This is a genomic window from Micromonospora sp. LHW51205 (assembly GCF_003315815.1).
GTDB classification, from domain to species: domain Bacteria; phylum Actinomycetota; class Actinomycetes; order Mycobacteriales; family Micromonosporaceae; genus Micromonospora; species Micromonospora chalcea.
In genome coordinates, this window is the sequence record NZ_QMEZ01000002.1 from 370324 (window position 1) to 388629 (window position 18306).

Here is an 18306-nt window from a genome sequence, read left to right on the forward strand (position 1 = left end):
GCGAGCGGCCACCAGTCTCGTACCGAACGGGGAGTCGTCCCACATGATCCACTCAACCCGGCGCGGCTCGCGCCGGCTCACCTTCCTCGTGCTGGCCGCCGGCACCGGATTCTTCGCGATGCTCCAGTCGCTGATCACGCCGGTGCTGCCCACCATCCAGCACGACCTCCACACCTCGCCCAACACGGTGACCTGGGTCCTCACCGCCTACCTGCTCTCCGCGTCCGTCTTCACGCCGATCATCGGCCGCGTCGGCGACATGGTCGGCAAGGAGAAGACGCTCGTCTTCTCGCTCGCCGCACTGGCGCTGGGCTGCCTGCTGGCGGCCGTCGCCCCCAGCATCGGCGTGTTGATCGCCGCCCGCGTGGTGCAGGGCATCGGCGGCGCCGTCTTCCCGCTGTCGTTCGGCATCATCCGCGACGAGTTCCCGGCCGCCCGGGTCAGCTCGGCGGTGGCTTCGATCTCCGCGGTCGTCGCAGTCGGCGGCGGGCTGGGCGTGGTGCTGGCCGGGCCGATCGTGGCCACGCTGGGCTACCGGTGGCTGTTCTGGATCCCGCTGGTGGTGGTCGGCCTGACCGCGCTCGCCGCGCACCGGTTCGTGCCGCGCTCGCCGGTACGCACCCCGGGCCGGATCAACTGGCTCAGCGCCGTACTCCTGTCCGGCTGGCTGGTGGCGCTGCTGCTGCCGGTCAGCAAGGGCGCCGCGTGGGGTTGGGGCTCCGGCCGGGTGGTCGGACTGCTGGCGCTGGCCGCGGTGCTCGCGGTCGCCTGGCTGGCGACCGAGGCGCGGGCCGCGAACCCGCTGATCGACCTGCGGATGATGCGCCTACCGGCGGTCTGGACCACGAACCTCGTCGGGTTGCTCTACGGCGCCTCGATGTTCGCCGTCTACGCCTTCCTGCCGCAGTTCGCGCAGATCCCGACCAGCGCCGGCTACGGCTTCGGCGCCAGCATCACCCAGGCCGGGCTGCTGATGCTGCCGATGCTCGTCGGCATGTTCGTGGCCGGCCTGCTGGCCGGACGGCTGCAGTCCCGGTTCAGCGCCAAGGCGCAGCTGAGCACAGGCGCGGTGTTCAACGTCGCGGCCGCCGCCATGCTGACCGTCGCGCACGACACCCGCTGGCAGGTCGGTGTCGCCGGTGGCCTGGTCGGCCTCGGCATCGGGCTGGCGTTCGCCTCGATGGCCAACCTGATCGTGGCGAACGTGCCGGCCGGGCAGACCGGCGCGGCGACCGGCATGAACGCCAACATCCGTACCATCGGCGGCGCGATCGGCGCGGCGCTCGCCAGTGCCGTGATCACTGCGAATCCGCAGCCGAGCGGGCTGCCCCGGGAGGCCGGTTTCACGGCGGGCTTCCTGCTGCTCACCGGCATCTCGGTGGCCGCGGCGCTGGCCGCGCTCGCCGTACCCTCCGGCCGCCGCCGGTGGCCGCGGCGACGGATCGGGCCGGCGGTGCCGGACCTGGCGCCGGCGCCGGAGCTGGTCCCGGCCCGCTGACCCCATGGGGTACGCGGACGGAAGCCCCGCCCGGCGCCGGTGCCGGGCGGGGCTTCGCCGTGCCGGTCAGCCGATCGCTGCGGTCAGCGCCGCCAGGTAGCCGTAGCGGTAGCCGTTCGCGTTCGGGTGGTACGCCTCGATCACGCCGCTGACGTCACGGATCCACGGGTCGGCGGCGCACACGCCGTGCCCGGCGAAGAACGGCCGCGCGTCGACGAACGTGCCCCCGGCCGCGGCGGCCCGGCCGGAGATGACGCCGTTGAGCGTGTCGGCGGCCTGGTTGAGGATGGTGCGCTTGTAGCTGCTCATGGCGAGCAGGCCGCAGGAGCCGGTCTCGAACAGCCGCGGGTAGCCGAGCACCACCAGCCGGGCGTTCGGGGCCCGGTTGCGGATCGCGGTGTACGTGGCGTCGAGCCGGGCGGGCAGCGTCGCGGTGGCGAACGCCTTCGACTCGTTGACCGCGCTCTCGCAGCTCGACGTGCTGCCGAACCGGCAACTGGTCATCACGTCGGCGAAGCCGGCGTCGTTGCCGCCGATGGTGATGGTCACCAGCGTGGTGCTGCTGCTGAGCTGGCCGACCTGGTTGTTCAGCACGTCGGCGGTGACCGCGCCGCCGCAGGCCGGGAACTTGAAGCTGGTGACCGAGTGGGCGGCGGCCCAGAGCGGGGCGTACGACTTCTGGCTGCGCAGGCAGGTGGACAGGTCGTACGGGCCGGCGCCGACCCCGGAGGAGTAGGAGTCGCCGAGGGCGACGTAGTTGACGGTGGCCGCCCGGGCGGCGCCGGGCAGGAGCACGGCGCCGAGGACGGCCGCCAGGACGGCGGCGAACACGGTACGGACGCGACGGGGCATGGCAGAGCCTCCACGGGGCAGGGTGGTGGAGCCCGTTGACCGCGCGCGTGGCCGAGGGATCGGTGCTGTTACTGGTCGGTAATGCTATCGAAACATTTGCCGAAATTGAATAGCCGAGATCGGCCGGACGGGACAGATGCGTTCACATGCGTCGATTAGCTTGGCGGTGACGACACCCGACGGAGGGAGTCCCCCGTGCGACGCGCACTCACGGCGGCCATCGCCGCCCTGACCCTCACCGCGGCCGGCACCACAGTGACCGGCGCGCCCGGCCAGGCCGCCCCGGCCGGATGGGGCCGGCCGCAACCTGCGGCGGCCACCCCGACGCCCGGCAGCCCCGGGCTGGGCGACAGCTACTTCCCCGACTACGGCAACGGCGGCTACGACGTCGGGCACTACGACATCCGGCTGCGCTACGAGCCGGCCACCGACCGGCTCACCGGCACCACCACGATCCTGGCCACCGCCACCAAGGACCTGTCCCGGTTCAACCTGGACTTCGTCCTCGCCGTCGAGTCGGTGCGCGTTAACGGCTGGGTCGCCACGTACACCCGGGCCGGCGACCACGAGCTGGTGATCACCCCGGCCCGGCCGCTGACCAAGGGGCAGCAGCTCACCGTCGTGGTGAAGTACGCGGGCGTGCCGTCGCAGACCACGGTCCAGGGCTACACGGCGTGGACCCGTACCGCCGACGGGGCGCTCGCCGTCAACGAGCCCGAGTCGGCCTGGTGGTGGTACCCGAGCAACGACCACCCGAAGGACAAGGCCACCTGGGACATCTCCGTCTCGGTGCCGACCGGCGTCGAGGTGATCAGCAACGGCGTGCAGCCGCGCGACCCGCTGCCCGAGGCCGGCAACCGCACCCGGTGGAGCTGGCGCAGCGTCAAGCCCGGCGCCACGTACCAGGCGTTCCTGGCCATCGGGCAGTACGACATCGTCACCGACGTCGCGCCGAACGGCCAGCCGGTGGTGAACGCGTACAGCACCACGCTCGGCGAGCGCCTGCCCGCCGCGCGGGCCAGCATCGAACGCACCGCCGAGATCGTCGACTGGGAGAGCGGGCTGTTCGGCCCGTACCCGTTCGAGGCGCAGGGCGGCGTGGCCGGGCCGGTCGACGGCATCGGCTTCGCGCTGGAGACGCAGACCCGCCCGGTGTACGGCCCCGGCTTCTGGCGGCGCGGCGCCAACCCGTACGTGGTGGTGCACGAGAACGCCCACCAGTGGTTCGGCGACTCGGTGTCGGTGGCGGACTGGCGGCACATCTGGCTCAACGAGGGCTTCGCCTCGTACGCCGAGTGGCTCTGGTCCGAGGAGCAGGGCGAGGGCACCGCGCAGGAGCTGTTCGACTTCACCTACGACAGCTACCCGGCCGACTCCGAGTTCTGGCAGGTGCGCCCCGGCGACCCGGGCCCGAGCGGGATCTTCGACGACGCCGTCTACGACCGGGGCGCGATGGCGCTGCACCAGATCCGGCTCGCCGTCGGCGACGCCGCGTTCTTCCGCATCCTGCGTACCTGGACGGCCAAGCGGCAGTACGCCAACGGCACCGTCGCGCAGTTCCAGGCGCTCGCCGAGCGGATCTCCGGACGGGACCTCGACGCGGTGTTCACCACCTGGCTGTTCACGCCCGGCCGGCCCGATGTGACCGCCGCCGCGCGGACGAGCGCCGCACCGGCGCAGCCGGCCTCGTGGACGAAGATCCGCGCGGCGCACGACCTGCTCGGCCGCTGACCGGGCGCCGGCCGGGCCGCTCCCCCACCACGGGGGCGCCCGGCCGGCCGGTCAACCGGCGGTCGGCACGGGTGCCGCAGTCGGCGCCGTCCAAGGCTGTGCCGCCTCGACCGCGCGGATGTGGCGGTAGGCGAACCAGAGCGGCGGGAACGCGCCGACCGCGAACGAGAGGTCGACGAGCGTCCAGAACCAGGGGATGTCCCGGATCGGACCGCAGATCACCGCCAGCGGCACGATGCCGGCGCAGGCGATCATTCCGACCTGGACCACCCAGACGTTGCGGACCGGGTCACGCAGCGGCCCCCAGAACGCCACCGCGAGCACCAGGTGCGCGAAGGCCAGCCAGTCGGTGCCGTACCGCAGGAACGGGTAGTCCTCGCCGGCCGCCACCAGTCCGACGTGGACCCGCTCGATCCAGTCGACCAGCGCCGGAAACTGCCCGGCGAGCGGGTCGGACGCCGCCAGCAGCCAGCGCACCTCGACCTCCAGCGGGAACGCGGTCACCCCGCTGAGGAAGAGCCCCGCCACCACCAGCCAGAGCCAGCGGCGGATGCGCCGCAGGCGTACCTCGACGTCCATGGCCGCAGCCTAACGACGGTCGTCGTACCGCCGGGGCCCCGTCCGGCATGACCTGGGCCACCCTTCCCGGACGGCCGCGCGGCGGCGGCGGGTGTTAAGAAGGGCCCCCTCCTCTACCTGAGGCGTTAAGAGGGGGCCCTTCCTTTCACCTGGCGGCGAGCGGCTGGCGGGCCGGGTCGACCGGGGCGGGCAGGTCGCCCACCCCGCCCAGGTACGTGTGGATCGCCGCCGCGGCGGCGCGTCCCTCGGCGATCGCCCAGACGATCAGCGACGCGCCCCGGTGCATGTCACCGGCGACGAAGACGCCGTCGGTGGCCTGCCAGTCCGGGCCGGAGTCGATCGCGCCCCGGCCGTTGCGGGTCACCCCGAACTGGGCCAGCAGCGGCTGCTCCTCGGTGCCCTCGAAGCCGATGGCGAGCAGCACCAGGTCGGCCGGGATCTCGCGCTCGGAGCCGGGCAGCGCGGTGACGATGCGGCGACCGTCCACCTTCTCCACTGTCACCTCGGCGATCCGGACCGCGCGGACCTGGCCGGTGCCGTCGTCCACGAACTCCTGCACGGCGACGGCGAAGACCCGCTCGCCGCCCTCCTCGTGCGCCGGGTAGTTGCGCAGCACCCACGGCCAGGTCGGCCACGGGTCCCGCGCCGCGTCCCGCTCGGCCGGCGGCTCCGGGTAGAGGTCGAGCTGGTGTACGCCGGCCGCGCCCTGCCGGTGCGCCACGCCGAGGCAGTCGGCGGCGGTGTCGCCACCACCGATGATCACCACGTGCTTGCCGGCGGCGTCGATCGGCGTACCGTCGGGCAGCGTCGCGGGGGCGGGCTTCCCATCCCCGGCGGCGGCCACCACCCGGTTTGCGGCGACCAGGTGCGCCATCGCCTGGTGCACGCCGCGCAGCGCCCGGCCGGGCGTCTCCGGGGTGTCCCGGCCCTGCAACGCGCCGCAGGCGAGCAGCACCGCGTCGTGCTCGGCGCGCAACTGCTCGGCGGTCACGTCGACGCCGACCTCGACGCCGGTGCGGAACCGCACGCCCTCGGCGGTGAGCTGGGCCAGCCGCTTGTCGATGTGCTGCTTCTCCAGCTTGAAGTCGGGGATGCCGTAGCGGAGCAGGCCGCCGATCGCGTCGTCGCGCTCGTACACGGTGACCGTGTGACCGGCGCGGGCGAGCTGCTGCGCGGCGGCCAGCCCGGCCGGGCCGGAGCCGACCACGGCCACCGACCGGCCGGTGGACACGGACGCGGGCCGGGGCCGCAGGCCGTCGCGGGCCACCGCCGCGTCGGCGATCTCCACCTCGACCTGCTTGATGGTGACCGGCTGCTGGCCGCCCAGGCCGAGCACGCAGGCCGCCTCGCACGGCGCCGGGCAGAGCCGGCCGGTGAACTCGGGGAAGTTGTTGGTGGCGTGCAGCGAGTCCACCGCCGCGTCCCAGTTGCCGGTGCGGACCAGGTCGTTCCAGTCCGGGATGCGGTTGCCCAGCGGGCAGCCGTCGTGGCAGAACGGGATGCCGCAGTCCATGCACCGGGTGGCCTGCTCGCGGATCAGCTCCTCACCGGCCGGCGGGTACACCTCCCGCCAGTCGGAGATGCGCACCGGCACCGGACGGCGGGCCGGCAGCCGCCGGTCGTAGCGCAGGAAACCGTTCGGGTCAGGCACGAGCCACCTCCTGGGCGACCGCCCGGGGCGCGGGCGGTACCGGCGCGGGCGAGAGGGCGCTCATCACCGCGTCGTCGACGTCTCGGCCGGCGGCTTCGGCGGCCCGCATGATCTCCATGACCCGGCGGTAGTCCCGGGGCACCACCGCGGTGAACTCCTCCACCGCCTGCGGCCAGCGCTTGAGCAGGTCTTCGGCGACCGCCGAGTCCGTCTCGGCGAAGTGCCGCTGGACCAGCTCGTGCAGCCGGTCGCGTTCCTCGTCGCGCAGCGGCGACAGGTCGACCAGCTCGGTGTTGACCAGTCGCCGGTCGAGCCGGTGCACGAACGCGGTGCCGCCGGACATGCCGGCGGCGAAGTTGCGCCCGGTCGGCCCGAGCACCACGACGGTGCCGCCGGTCATGTACTCGCAGCCGTGGTCGCCGAGGCCCTCGACCACCGCGACCGCGCCGGAGTTGCGGACCGCGAACCGCTCCCCCACCCGGCCGCGCAGGTAGACCTCGCCGCCGGTCGCGCCGTACAGGATGGTGTTGCCGGCGATGATCTGGTCCTCGGCGCGGCGGCCGGGCGCGGCGTCCACGCCGACGAACGGCGCGTCGGCGTCCGGCCGCACCACGAGGCGCCCGCCGGACAGTCCCTTGCCGACGTAGTCGTTGGCGTCGCCGTGCAGGCGCAGCGTGACGCCGCGCGGCAGGAACGCGCCGAACGACTGGCCGGCGGTGCCGCGCAGCAGGAACTCGATCGTGTCGTCGGGCAGGCCGGCGCCGCCGAAGCGGCGGGTCACCTCGCCGCCGAGCATCGCGCCGACGCTGCGGTGCTCGTTGCGCACCTCGACCTCGACCCGGACCGGGGTGCGCTCCCGCAGCGCCGGCCCGGCCAGCTCGATGAGCCGGTTGTCCAGCGCCGCGTCGAGGCCGTGGTCCTGGGCGCGTACGCCCCGGCGGGCCGCGCCCTCGGGCAGCTCGGGCAGGTGCAGCACGCGGCTCAGGTCGAGCCCGTGGCCCTTCCAGTGGTCGATCGCGCCGGCCACGTCGAGCAGCTCGGTGTGCCCGATCGCCTCGTCGATGCTGCGGAAGCCCAGCTCGGCCAGGTAGCCGCGGACCTCCTCGGCGAGGAAGAGGAAGAAGTTCTCCACGAACTCGGGGCGGCCGGTGAAGCGCTCGCGCAGCACCGGGTTCTGGGTGGCGATGCCGACCGGACAGGTGTCCAGGTGGCACACCCGCATCATCACGCAGCCCTCGACGATCAGCGGGGCGGTGGCGAAGCCGAACTCCTCGGCGCCGAGCAGCGCCGCGATCAGCACGTCCCGGCCGGTCTTGAGCTGGCCGTCGACCTGCACCGTCACCCGGTCGCGCAGCTTGTTCAGCAGCAGCGTCTGCTGCGCCTCGGCCAGGCCCAGCTCCCACGGGGTGCCGGCGTGCTTGAGCGAGTTGAGCGGGGACGCGCCGGTGCCGCCGTCGTGGCCGGAGATCAGGATGACGTCGGCCTTGAGCTTGGCCACGCCCGCCGCGACGGTGCCCACGCCGACCTCGCTGACCAGCTTGACGTGCACCCGGGCGGCCGGGTTGACGCACTTCAGGTCGTGGACGAGCTGGGCCAGGTCCTCGATGGAGTAGATGTCGTGGTGCGGCGGCGGGGAGATCAGGCCGACACCGGGGGTGGCGTGCCGGGTCCGGGCGATCCACGGCCAGACCTTGTTGCCGGGTAGCTGCCCGCCCTCGCCGGGCTTCGCGCCCTGCGCCATCTTGATCTGGAGGTCGTCGGCGTTGACGAGGTATTCGCTGGTCACGCCGAAGCGGCCGCTGGCGATCTGCTTGACCGCGGAGCGCCGCGCCGGGTCGTGCAGCCGCTCGACGTCCTCGCCGCCCTCGCCGGTGTTGGACTTGCCGCCGAGCCGGTTCATCGCGATCGCGAGCGTCTCGTGCGCCTCCGCCGAGATCGACCCGTACGACATGGCGCCGGTGGCGAAGCGCTTGACGATCTCGCTGGCCGGCTCGACCTCGTCCAGCGGCACCGCCGGACGTACGCCGGTGCGCAGCGTGAACAGCCCGCGCAGCGAGCCGGCCTGCGCGGCCAGCTCGTCGACCTTCGCGGTGTACTGCCGGAACACGTCGTACTGGCGGCTGCGGGTGGCGTGCTGGAGCAGGAAGACGGTCTCCGGGTTGAACAGGTGCAGCTCGCCCTCGCGGCGCCACTGGTACTCGCCGCCGACCTCCAGCCGGTCCGTGGCCTGCACGCCGGGCGCCGGCCAGGCCCGCGCGTGCCGGGCCGCCACCTCGGCGTGGATCTCGGCCAGCCCGATGCCGCCGATGGTGCTCGGCGTGCCCCGGAAGTACCTGTCGACCAGGCGGGTCTCCAGGCCGACCGCCTCGAAGACCTGCGCGCCGCAGTACGAGGACACGGTCGAGATCCCCATCTTGGACATGATCTTCAGGACGCCCTTGCCGAGCGCCTTGACGTAGTTGCGGACCGCCTTCACCCGGTCGACGCCGGCCAGCACGCCGGTGGAGATCATGTCCTCGACCGACTCGAAGGCCAGGTACGGGTTGACCGCCGCCGCGCCGTACCCGATCAGCACCGCCGCGTGGTGCACCTCACGGCAGTCGCCGGACTCGACGATCAGCGCGACCTGGGTGCGGGTCTGCTCGCGTACCAGGTGCTGGTGCACCGCGGCGGTGAGCAGCAGCGACGGGATCGGGGCCAGGTCGGCGTTGGAGTCCCGGTCGGAGAGCACCAGGATGCGTACGCCGTCCTCGATCGCCTCGGAGACGTGCCGGCAGATCTCGGTCAGCCGGGCCTTGATGCCGGCGCCGCCGTCGCGCAGGCGGTAGAGACCGGAGACCCGGACCGCCTTGAAGCCGGGCAGGTCGCCGTCCTCGTCGATGGAGAGGATCTTGGCCAGCTCGTCGTTGTCGATCACCGGGTACGGCAGCACGATCTGCCGGCAGCTCGCCGGACCCGGGTCGAGCAGGTTGCCCTCCGGCCCGATGGTGGACGCCAGGCTGGTCACCAGCTCCTCCCGGATGGCGTCCAGCGGCGGATTGGTGACCTGCGCGAAGAGCTGATGGAAGTAGTCGTAGAGCAGCCGCGGCCGGGTGGACAGCGGGGCGATGGGCGTGTCGGTGCCCATCGAGCCGATCGGCTCCGCGCCGCTGCGGGCCATCGGGCCGAGCAGGATCTTCAGCTCCTCCTCGGTGTAGCCGAACACCTGCTGGCGGCGGCGTACCGAGTCGTGGGTGTAGACGATGTGCTCGCGGGCCGGCAGGTCGTCCAGCTCGATCAGGCCCGCGTGCAGCCACTCCTGGTACGGCTGCTCGGCGGCCAGCTCGGTCTTGATCTCGTCGTCGGAGACGATCCGGCCGTTGACGGTGTCGACCAGGAACATCCGGCCCGGCTGGAGCCGGCCCTTGGCGATCACGGTGGACGGGTCCAGGTCGAGCACGCCCGCCTCGCTACCAAGCACCACCAGCCCGTCGGCGGTGTGCCACCAGCGGCCCGGGCGCAGCCCGTTGCGGTCGAGCACCGCGCCGACGATCTCGCCGTCGGTGAAGGCGACCGAGGCCGGGCCGTCCCACGGCTCCATCAGGCTGGCGTGGAAGCGGTAGAAGGCGCGCTTGTCGGCGCGCATGTCCGGGTCGTTCTCCCACGCCTCGGGGATCATCATGAGCACCGCGTGCGGCAGGCTCCGCCCGGCCAGGTGCAGCAGCTCCAGGACCTCGTCGAAGTTCGCCGAGTCGGACGCGGCCGGGGTGCACACCGGGAAGACCCGGCGGATGTTGCCGGGCAGGTTCGGGCTGCGCAGCAGCGCCTCGCGGGCCTGCATCCAGTTGCGGTTGCCGCGAATCGTGTTGATCTCGCCGTTGTGCGCGATGAACCGGTACGGGTGCGCCAGCGGCCAGGAGGGGAACGTGTTCGTGGAGAAGCGCGAGTGCACCAGCGCGATGGCGCTGACCACCCGCTCGTCGGTCAGCTCCGGGTAGAACTCCGGAAGCTGGTCCGGGGTGAGCATGCCCTTCCACACCATGGTGCGGCCGGACAGCGACGGGAAGTACGCCGGCACGCCCCGCTCGGCGGTCTCCCGCTCGACCTGCTTGCGCAGGCAGAACGCCACCCGGTCCAGGTCCAGCCCGGTCAGCGGGGAACCGGCCGGGCCGGCCGGCGAGCCGGTCAGCCGGCGCGCGGCCACGAAGAGCTGCCGGACCCGGGGCATCGCCGCGAGCGCCGTCTCCCCCAGGCCGGACGGGTCGGTCGGCACCTCGCGCCAGCCGAGCACGTCGGCGCCCTCGACCAGCGCGTACTTGTCGACCACCTGGCGGGCACGGGTCTCGGCCGCGTCGTCGTCGGGCAGGAACACCAGGCCGGTGGCGTACTGGCCGGCCGGGGGCAGCGGGAAGTCGACGGTGGCGCGCAGGAACGCGTCCGGCACCTGGATCATGATGCCGGCGCCGTCCCCGGTGTTGTGCTCCGCGCCCCGGGCGCCCCGGTGGTCCAGCCGGCACAGCGCCCCGAGGCCGTTCGCGACGACCTGGTGCGAGCGCCGCCCGTGCAGGTCGGCCACGAAGGCCACACCGCAGGCGTCATGCTCGTACGCGGGGTCGTAGAGCCCGGTCGCCGGTGGGGCCGACTGCGGGCTGTGAGGGTACGGAAAGGCCACCGGGCCTCCTGTCGTCACTCAGGATGGATCATGATGGGGACGACGTCGGCCCTCTGCGGTTTATTGAGTCTACGTTAGGGCTTCCGGCGCAAGGCCAGTTCAGATTGATCACACTTCCAGATGCTGGGACATGTAGTCTCGCGCGGTGGATCTCGCACGCGCTGACGTACTCGACCGGTTGGAGCGGTTCTACGACGCGGTGCCCCGCGACGGGGCCCGGACCGAGGAGTACGGCGCCCTGGTGCTCTTCGTCCGGGAAGGCCCCGGATGGCCGTTCTACGCCCGGCCCCGGCTCGACGCCACCGAGCACCCCACCCTCGCCGATGTCAACGCGGTACGCACCCGGCAGCAGGAACTGGGCCTGCCGGAGGCGTTCGAATGGGTGCACGAGCACCAACCGGAGCTGCTGGCGGTGGCCCGCTCGGCCGGGCTGAGCGTGCTGGAGGCGCCGCTGATGCTGCTGGAACCGGAGCGCCTGCCCGAACCGGGGACGTTCAGCGACGTACCGGTGCGGGTGCTGGACCCCGGCGACGCGGGCTTCGCCGCGGACATCGCGCTGCGGCGGGCCGTCGCCGCGGTCGGCTTCGCCAACGGCGGCACCGCGCGCGGCGAGGCCGGACCGGCCGAGCGGGACGCCACCGTCTCCGGGCTGGACGTGGCCGCGCTGGAGGAGGAGGCGACCCGGGTCGCCGACGGCCGGCGCATCTCCGTGCTCGCCGCCACGCCCGAGGAAGGCGCGCTCGCCGGCGGCATGGCCATGCGGGTCGGCGACGTGGCGGAGATCGCCGGGGTGGCCACGCTGCCGTCCGCGCGGCGGCGCGGCCTCGGCGCGGCGGTGACCGCCACCCTCGCTCGGGAACTGCGCGCTGCCGGCACCGACCTGATCTTCCTGAGCGCCGGCAGCGAGGACATCGCCCGGGTCTACCTGCGGGTCGGGTTCCGCCGGATCGGCACCGCCTGCATCGCCGAGCCCGCCGCGGTCATCTGAGGCCGCCGCGGCGGAGGTCAGGACGGCGGCTGCCAGGCGGCGGCCGCCGCGGCGGCCGTGTTACGCAGGCGCGGGCTGATCGTGCCGAGGGCGGCGTCGCGGGCGCGCAGCGCCAGCCGGCCCCGGGCCTGCAGGACCGCCGACATCCGCCGGGTCTGCCGGACCATCGTGGCCGCGCGGGGCCGGCGCAGCCTGTCGTACGCGGTCACCGCGTCCGGCAGCCGCGACTCCCGTAGCAGTCCGGCCAGCGTCGCCGCGTCCTCGAACGCCAGGCAGGCGCCCTGGCCGAGGTGCGGCGGCATGGCGTGCGCCGCGTCGCCGAGCAGCACCACGCCGCCCGGCCCGGCCGGGAAGCCGTACGCCTTCGGCAGCGGACGCAGCTCGCGGATCTCCTGCTGCACCACGTCGTCCGGGTCGGTCGCGTCCAGCAGCGTGCCGATCGGCGCGGGCCAGCCCGCGAACCAGCGCTTGAGCAGCGCGAGCTGGACCTCGGGCGGCTCCGGGCGGGGCGCGCCCGCCGCCGTGGCCACCCAGTAGACGCCGCCCCGGCGGGACGCCCCGGCGTTGCCCCGCTCGCCGAGCGAGGCGGCCAGGAACCGGTAGCCGGCGCCCAGCGTCTCCCCCTGCAGCGGCTGGTCGTCGGGCAGTTGCGGGGCCCGGTACCAGGGGATGACCGCCCGCCACGCCGCGCACCCGGAGCTGACCACCGAGGTCTCCGGCGCCAACTGCCGGCGGATCTCGCTGTCGGTGCCGTCGGCGGCCACCACCAGGTCCGCCTCGTAGGTGTGCCGGCCGTCGCCCACCGCCGGGCGCTCACCGGACGCGGCGCGCACCGTCCGCACGCTCACGCCGGTACGCAGCTCGACCCGGTCACCCAGGCCGGCGATGAGCGCGTCGTGCAGGTCCTCCCGGTGCACCACCACCGGCATCCGCTCGGCCGGCGTGGACCGGGCCTGCACCAGCCAGTGCCCGTCCGGGCGGCGCACGCCGCCGTCGGGCAGCGGGGTGGCGATCGCGTCCAGCCCGTCGCCCAGCCCGAGGGCGCGCAGCGCGCGTACCCCGTTGGGCCAGAGCACCACGGCGGTCGCCTCCGGCCGGACCCGGTCGGCGCGTTCCAGCAGCGTGACCTGCCATCCCGAGCGGGCCAGCACGCCGGCCACCGCCATCCCGCCGAGGCCGGCGCCGACCACCACCGCGCTGCGCATGACTCCCCCGCTCAGCTGTCCCGGTCGGTGGGGCGCGCGGCGGCGTCGGCCCGGCCCGCGTTCGTGCGCTCGGCGTTCGTCCGTTCCGGGTCGGCGTCGGTGCCGTCCGCGTCGGCGCCGTCGGTGGCGGCGGGGTCGGTGTCCGTGCGGTCGGCCTGCTCCGCGTCGCCGTCGGTGGCACCGTCGGGGGTCTCCGGCCGGTCGTCGTCGGCCGCTGGCTCCACCGGGGGCAGCACGCCGGTCTTCCGGTACGCGTCGAACTGTTCCTCGCTCACCACCCGGTAGCCCTCGGGCGGGGCCGGCCGCGCGGCGGCCTCCCGGGCGGAGAGGTCGACCTGGGAGACGTCCCCGGACGGGGTGGGCGCGGCGGCCGGCTCGCCCACCGGCACCAGGTATTCGCGCGGGCCGCGGACCCGGATGAAGTAGGCGAGCGCGCCGAGGAAGACCAGCACGGCGGTCCAGACGTTGAGGCGTACGCCGAGGATGAGGTTGGCCTCGTCGGTGCGCATCAGCTCGATCCAGAACCGGCCCGCCGTGTAGCCCATCACGTAGAGCGCGAACGCCCGGCCGCGGCCGAGCCGTAGCTTGCGGTCGAGGTAGAGCACCAGCGCGGCGACGCCGACGTTCCAGAGCGCCTCGTAGAGGAACGTCGGGTGGTAGAGCCCCGGCTGGAGCACCGGGTTGCCGGCGTCGTCGCGCAGCGCGTGGCCCGGGTTGTCCGGGTCCATCACGTGCACCTCGAGACCCCAGGGCAGCGTGGTGCGCCCGCCGTACAGCTCGTTGTTGAACCAGTTGCCCAGCCGGCCGACGGCCTGCGCCAGAGGCAGGCCCGGCGCCAGCGCGTCGGCGATCACGGTGAACGGGATGCCGAGCTGCCGCGCGGCGAGCCACGCGCCGACCGCGCCACCGGCCACCGCGCCCCAGATGCCGAGGCCGCCCTCCCAGATGTAGAGCGCCTTGATCGGCTCACCGCCGGCGCCGAAGTATTTCTCCGGCGAGGTGATCACGTGGTAGATCCGCGCGCCGATGATGCCCGCCGGCACCGCCCAGACGGCGATGTCGAGCACCGCGCCCGGCGCCACACCGCGGCGGCGCAGCCGGTACTCGGTGACCACGCAGGCCACCACGATGCCGAGGATGATGCAGAGCGCGTACGCCCGGATCGGAACCGGACCGAGCTGCCAGACGGCGGTGCTGGGGCTGGGCATGGCCGCCAGTGGGGTCATCGGGGCGAGGGTCACGGGTGCACACGGTACCGGTGCGGACTGTGTGTGCGGCACCCCGGGCCGCCTGCCGCGCGGGTCGGATGACTTCTGGTTTGCACGGTCGTAGGCTGTTTGTCCATGAGCCCGCTCACCTGGGCGGTCGCCGCTGTCGTCACCGACGCATCCGGGCGGCTGCTGCTCTGCGGCCGGTCCGAGGGGGCCCGGCGCTGGGGCCTGCCGGGCGGGCGGCTGCGCCACGACGAGAGCCCGGTGGATGCCGTCGTCCGGGCGGTCCGCACGGAGACCGGCTGGGCGGTGGCGCCGGCCGACCTGGTCGGCCTCTACCGGGTCACCGGTCCACCGGTGCCCGCCCCATCGGCCGGGCGGTGCGGCGCGCGCCCAGACGTGCTGGTGCACGTGTTCCGCGCCGGACCGGCCGACGCCGGACCGGCGGGCGAACCGGCGACCGGGTGCCTGCCTCGGTGGTGGCCGCCGCAAGAGCTGCCCGACGTGCTGACCCCCACGACGCGCGCGGCGATCGCGGACGCGCTCGCCGGCCGCGCCGGCGTGCTGCGGCACACGACCGCCGCCGACGCGCTCACGCCACCCGGCGACGGGCAGCCCGCCCCGCCCGGCCAGCGCGCCTCCGAGCAGGTCGACAGCAGTAGCCGCTGACCGCCCGCCCGCTCGCTCGCTTGATCGACACCAGTTCGGCGAGGTGGCGGTGTCCCGGCGTCCTGGACCACGCCAGCTCGGCGAAGTGGAGTCGATCAAGCAGGTGGCGAGCGGGGCGTCAGCGGGCCGGGTTGCGGACGCCCTCGGCCAGTTCGGCGCTCAGCTTGCGCAGCGCGGTCAGGCCGGCGGCCTGGTCCGGGGCGTCCAGCACGCAGCGGACCAGCGCGCTGCCCACGATCACCGCGTCGGCGTACCCGGCGACGGTGGCGGCCTGCGCGCCGGTGCCCACGCCCAGCCCGACGCCGACCGGGATGTCGGTGACCTCGCGCAGCCGGGAGACCAGGACCGGGGCCGCCTCGGAGGTCTGCGCGCGGGCGCCGGTGACGCCCATGATCGCGGTGGCGTAGACGAAGCCGCGGCAGTGCTCGGCGGTCATCCGCAGCCGCGCGTCGGTCGAGGACGGTGAGACCAGGAACGTCCGGTCCAGGCCGTGCGCGTCGGAAGCGGCCAGCCACTCGGCGGCCTCGTCGGGGATCAGGTCCGGGGTGACCAGGCCGGTCCCACCGGCGGCGGCCATGTCGCGGGCGAACGCGTCGACGCCGTACTGCTCGATCGGGTTCCAGTAGGTCATGGTGACCACGCTCGCCCCGGTCGCGGCGACCGCCTCGACGACGCGCAGCGCGTCCGCGACGCGGACGCCACCGGCGAGCGCGATGTCGCTCGCCTTCTGGATGACCGGGCCGTCCATCACCGGATCGGAGTACGGGATCTCCACCTCGATGACGTCCACGCCCGCCTCGACCATGGCCTTCATGGCGGCGATGCTGCCCTCGACGGTCGGGAAACCGGCCGGCATGCAGCCGACCAGCACGGCCCGGCCGTCCGCCCGCGCCTTGTCGAAGGCGACCCCGATGCGGCTCACGCTGTCACTCCTTGTCGAGGATGCCGAAGTACGCGCCGGCGGTGTGCACGTCCTTGTCGCCCCGGCCGGACAGGTTGACCACGATCAACGGCTCCCGGCCCAGCTCCTCGGCGAGCCGGGGGGCGATCGCGCGGGCGCCGGCCAGCGCGTGCGCGCTCTCGATCGCCGGGATCACGCCCTCGGTGCGGCAGAGCAGCTCGAACGCGGCCATCGCGTCGGCGTCGTCGACCGGCAGGTACGTGGCCCGCCCGGTGTCGTGCAGCCAGGCGTGCTCCGGGCCGACGCCCGGGTAGTCCAGGCCGGCCGAGATCGAGTGCGACTCGATGGTCTGCCCGTCGGCGTCCTGCAGCACGTACGTGCGGGTGCCGTGCAGCACGCCCGACGAGCCGCCGGTGATGCTGGCGGCGTGCCGGCCGGTCCCGACGCCCTCGCCACCGGCCTCGAAGCCGTAGAGGCGGACCCCGGCGTCCGGCACGAACGCGTGGAAGATGCCCAGCGCGTTGGAGCCGCCGCCGACGCACGCCGCGACCGCGTCCGGCAGCGTGCCGGTCAGGTCCAGGCACTGCTGGCGGGCCTCCACGCCGATGCCACGGACGAAGTCGCGGACCATCTCCGGGAACGGGTGCGGCCCGGCGGCGGTGCCGATCAGGTAGTGGGTGTCGTCGACGTTGGCGACCCAGTCCCGCATCGCCTCGTTCATCGCGTCCTTGAGCGTGCGCGAGCCGGTGGTCACCGGGACGACGGTGGCGCCGAGCATCCGCATCCGGGCCACGTTGAGCGCCTGCCGCTCGGTGTCCACCTGGCCCATGTAGACGACGCATTCCAGGTCGAACAGCGCGGCGGCGGTGGCGGTGGCCACGCCGTGCTGGCCGGCGCCGGTCTCCGCGATGACCCGCCGCTTGCCCATCCGTTTGGTGAGCAGCGCCTGGCCCAGCACGTTGCGGACCTTGTGCGCGCCGGTGTGGTTGAGGTCCTCCCGCTTGAGCAGGACCCGCGCCCCGACCTGCGCGGAGAAGCGCCGGGCCTCGTAGAGCATCGAGGGCGTGCCGGCGTAGTCACGCAGCAGCGCGTCGAACTCGGCGAGGAAGTCCTCGTCGCCCATCGCCTTGCGGTACGCCGCGTCCAGCTCGTCCAGCGCGGCGACGAGCGCCTCCGGGACGAACCGGCCGCCGAACCGGCCGAAGTGACCGGCGGCGTCGGGAACCTGGCCGGCTGCGGGTGCGGCGCTCATCGCGGGCGTCCTCTCGGATCGGGTGGCCCGGCGGCTCAGCGCACCGGGCGGGGCGTGGCCGGGTGGTTACCGGCGTTGACCAGCTCGGCGACCGCTTCACGCGGGCTCTTCTGGGTGACCAGGCCCTCGCCCACCAGCACGGCGTCGGCGCCGGCGGAGGCGTACCGGATCAGGTCGTGCGGACCGCGCACCCCGGACTCGGCGATCTTGACGACGCTGCTCGGCAGGCCGGGCGCGATCCGCTCGAACACCGAGCGGTCGACCTCCAGCGTACGCAGGTCACGGGCGTTCACGCCGATCACCTGCGCGCCGGCCTCCAGGGCGCGGTCCGCCTCCTCCTCGGTGTGCACCTCGACGAGCGCGGTCATGCCCAGCGACTCGATTCGCTCCAGCAGGCCGACCAGCACGTTCTGCTCCAGCGCGGCGACGATCAGCAGCACCAGGTCGGCGCCGTGCGCGCGGGCCTCGTGCACCTGGTAGCTGGAGACGACGAAGTCCTTGCGCAGCACCGGCACGTTCACCGCGGCCCGCACCGCCGCCAGGTCGTCGAGCGACCCGCCGAACCACCGGCCCTCGGTGAGCACGCTGATCGCCCGCGCTCCCCCGGCCGCGTAGTCACCGGCCAGGTCCGCCGGGTCGGCGATCTCGGCCAGCCGCCCCTTGGACGGCGACGAGCGCTTCACCTCGGCGATCACGGCCACGCCGGGCCGGCGCAGGGCCGCGTACGCGTCCAGCGGCGGCGGCGCGGCGGCGGCCAGCTCACGGATCCGCTCCAGCGGAACCTGCTCCTGCCGCCGGGCCACGTCCTCGCGCACACCGGCCAGGATCTCGTCGAGCACGCCTGCGGACGGCGCCGCTCCGGCGTCGTCCCCCTCCGCGTGCGCATGCTCAGCAGTCACCAACGGACTCCCCTCTCCGGGCGTCATGGGCCGATGCTAGGGGGCGCCACCTGGCGACAAGTGCCGGGGGGTATGGCGCACCTCACGACATGGGCTGTGGCATGATGGCCGACTTCCGGTGAACGCCACGTCACGCAGCGCCACGCTGGCATCGACCGTCACCCATCCCCCATCTCACCACGGTTGATCCGTCGCCGCAGCACCGCTCCCGCGCCGGGC

General features: G+C 73.9%; 13 protein-coding genes. 4 read left to right on the plus strand and 9 right to left on the minus strand.

The window, feature by feature from the left end:
• Window positions 1–43 precede the first annotated feature (43 nt).
• Window positions 44–1498 carry an MFS transporter gene (locus tag DQE82_RS09620; protein WP_069089051.1) on the plus strand — a complete coding sequence of 485 codons (1455 nt, stop codon included), beginning with the start codon at window positions 44–46 and terminating at the stop codon, window positions 1496–1498.
• A 66-nt stretch (window positions 1499–1564) separates the two neighbouring features.
• On the opposite strand, the gene DQE82_RS09625 is transcribed toward DQE82_RS09620, so the two are convergent.
• Window positions 1565–2350, minus strand: a complete 786-nt coding sequence (locus DQE82_RS09625) for an SGNH/GDSL hydrolase family protein (protein ID WP_113972516.1) — start codon at window positions 2348–2350, stop codon at window positions 1565–1567.
• A 195-nt stretch (window positions 2351–2545) separates the two neighbouring features.
• Between DQE82_RS09625 and DQE82_RS09630 the strand changes: the two genes are divergently transcribed.
• On the plus strand, window positions 2546–4081 hold the full coding sequence (locus DQE82_RS09630) for a M1 family metallopeptidase (RefSeq protein WP_043329536.1): 1536 nt from the start codon (window positions 2546–2548) through the stop codon (window positions 4079–4081).
• A 51-nt stretch (window positions 4082–4132) separates the two neighbouring features.
• Here the strand turns inward: DQE82_RS09630 and DQE82_RS09635 are convergent, their stop codons facing one another.
• The 3 genes from DQE82_RS09635 to gltB form a co-directional block, all read right to left on the minus strand.
• The gene (locus DQE82_RS09635; RefSeq protein ID WP_113972517.1) at window positions 4133–4660 is read right to left on the minus strand and encodes a hypothetical protein; all 528 of its coding nucleotides are present in this window, start codon (window positions 4658–4660) and stop codon (window positions 4133–4135) included.
• Window positions 4661–4805: 145 nt separating this feature from the next.
• Window positions 4806–6311: a glutamate synthase subunit beta gene (locus DQE82_RS09640; RefSeq protein WP_113972518.1), complete on the minus strand. Its 1506-nt coding sequence runs from the start codon at window positions 6309–6311 to the stop codon at window positions 4806–4808.
• Window positions 6304–10962: a glutamate synthase large subunit gene (gltB, locus tag DQE82_RS09645; protein WP_113972519.1), complete on the minus strand. Its 4659-nt coding sequence runs from the start codon at window positions 10960–10962 to the stop codon at window positions 6304–6306. The genes DQE82_RS09640 and gltB overlap by 8 nt, the downstream gene beginning before the upstream one ends.
• 145 nt (window positions 10963–11107) lie before the next feature.
• Between gltB and DQE82_RS09650 the strand changes: the two genes are divergently transcribed.
• A complete protein-coding gene (locus DQE82_RS09650; protein WP_069089046.1) occupies window positions 11108–11950 on the plus strand; it encodes a GNAT family N-acetyltransferase in 843 nt (280 codons plus the stop codon).
• A 17-nt stretch (window positions 11951–11967) separates the two neighbouring features.
• Here the strand turns inward: DQE82_RS09650 and DQE82_RS09655 are convergent, their stop codons facing one another.
• Both DQE82_RS09655 and lgt read right to left on the minus strand, forming a co-directional pair.
• Window positions 11968–13155, minus strand: coding sequence for an NAD(P)/FAD-dependent oxidoreductase (locus tag DQE82_RS09655; RefSeq protein WP_043329527.1), 1188 nt, complete (start codon window positions 13153–13155; stop codon window positions 11968–11970).
• Window positions 13156–13166: 11 nt separating this feature from the next.
• Window positions 13167–14396 carry a prolipoprotein diacylglyceryl transferase gene (gene lgt, locus DQE82_RS09660; RefSeq protein WP_113972520.1) on the minus strand — a complete coding sequence of 410 codons (1230 nt, stop codon included), beginning with the start codon at window positions 14394–14396 and terminating at the stop codon, window positions 13167–13169.
• A gap of 102 nt (window positions 14397–14498) precedes the next feature.
• On the opposite strand from lgt, the gene DQE82_RS09665 reads away from it, so the two are divergent.
• A complete protein-coding gene (locus DQE82_RS09665) occupies window positions 14499–15035 on the plus strand; it encodes an NUDIX hydrolase (protein WP_113972521.1) in 537 nt (178 codons plus the stop codon).
• 118 nt (window positions 15036–15153) lie between these two features.
• Here the strand turns inward: DQE82_RS09665 and trpA are convergent, their stop codons facing one another.
• From trpA to trpC, 3 genes are read right to left on the minus strand one after another with little or no spacing between them, the layout of a single operon-like run.
• Window positions 15154–15957: a tryptophan synthase subunit alpha gene (gene trpA, locus DQE82_RS09670; RefSeq protein ID WP_043329522.1), complete on the minus strand. Its 804-nt coding sequence runs from the start codon at window positions 15955–15957 to the stop codon at window positions 15154–15156.
• A gap of 4 nt (window positions 15958–15961) precedes the next feature.
• Window positions 15962–17188 (minus strand): tryptophan synthase subunit beta, encoded by a 1227-nt coding sequence (gene trpB / locus DQE82_RS09675; protein WP_030500291.1) that lies wholly within the window; start codon window positions 17186–17188, stop codon window positions 15962–15964.
• A 35-nt stretch (window positions 17189–17223) separates the two neighbouring features.
• Entirely contained in the window at window positions 17224–18027 is an 804-nt protein-coding gene (trpC, locus tag DQE82_RS09680) for an indole-3-glycerol phosphate synthase TrpC (RefSeq protein WP_030271968.1), read from the minus strand.
• Window positions 18028–18306: the final 279 nt, after the last annotated feature.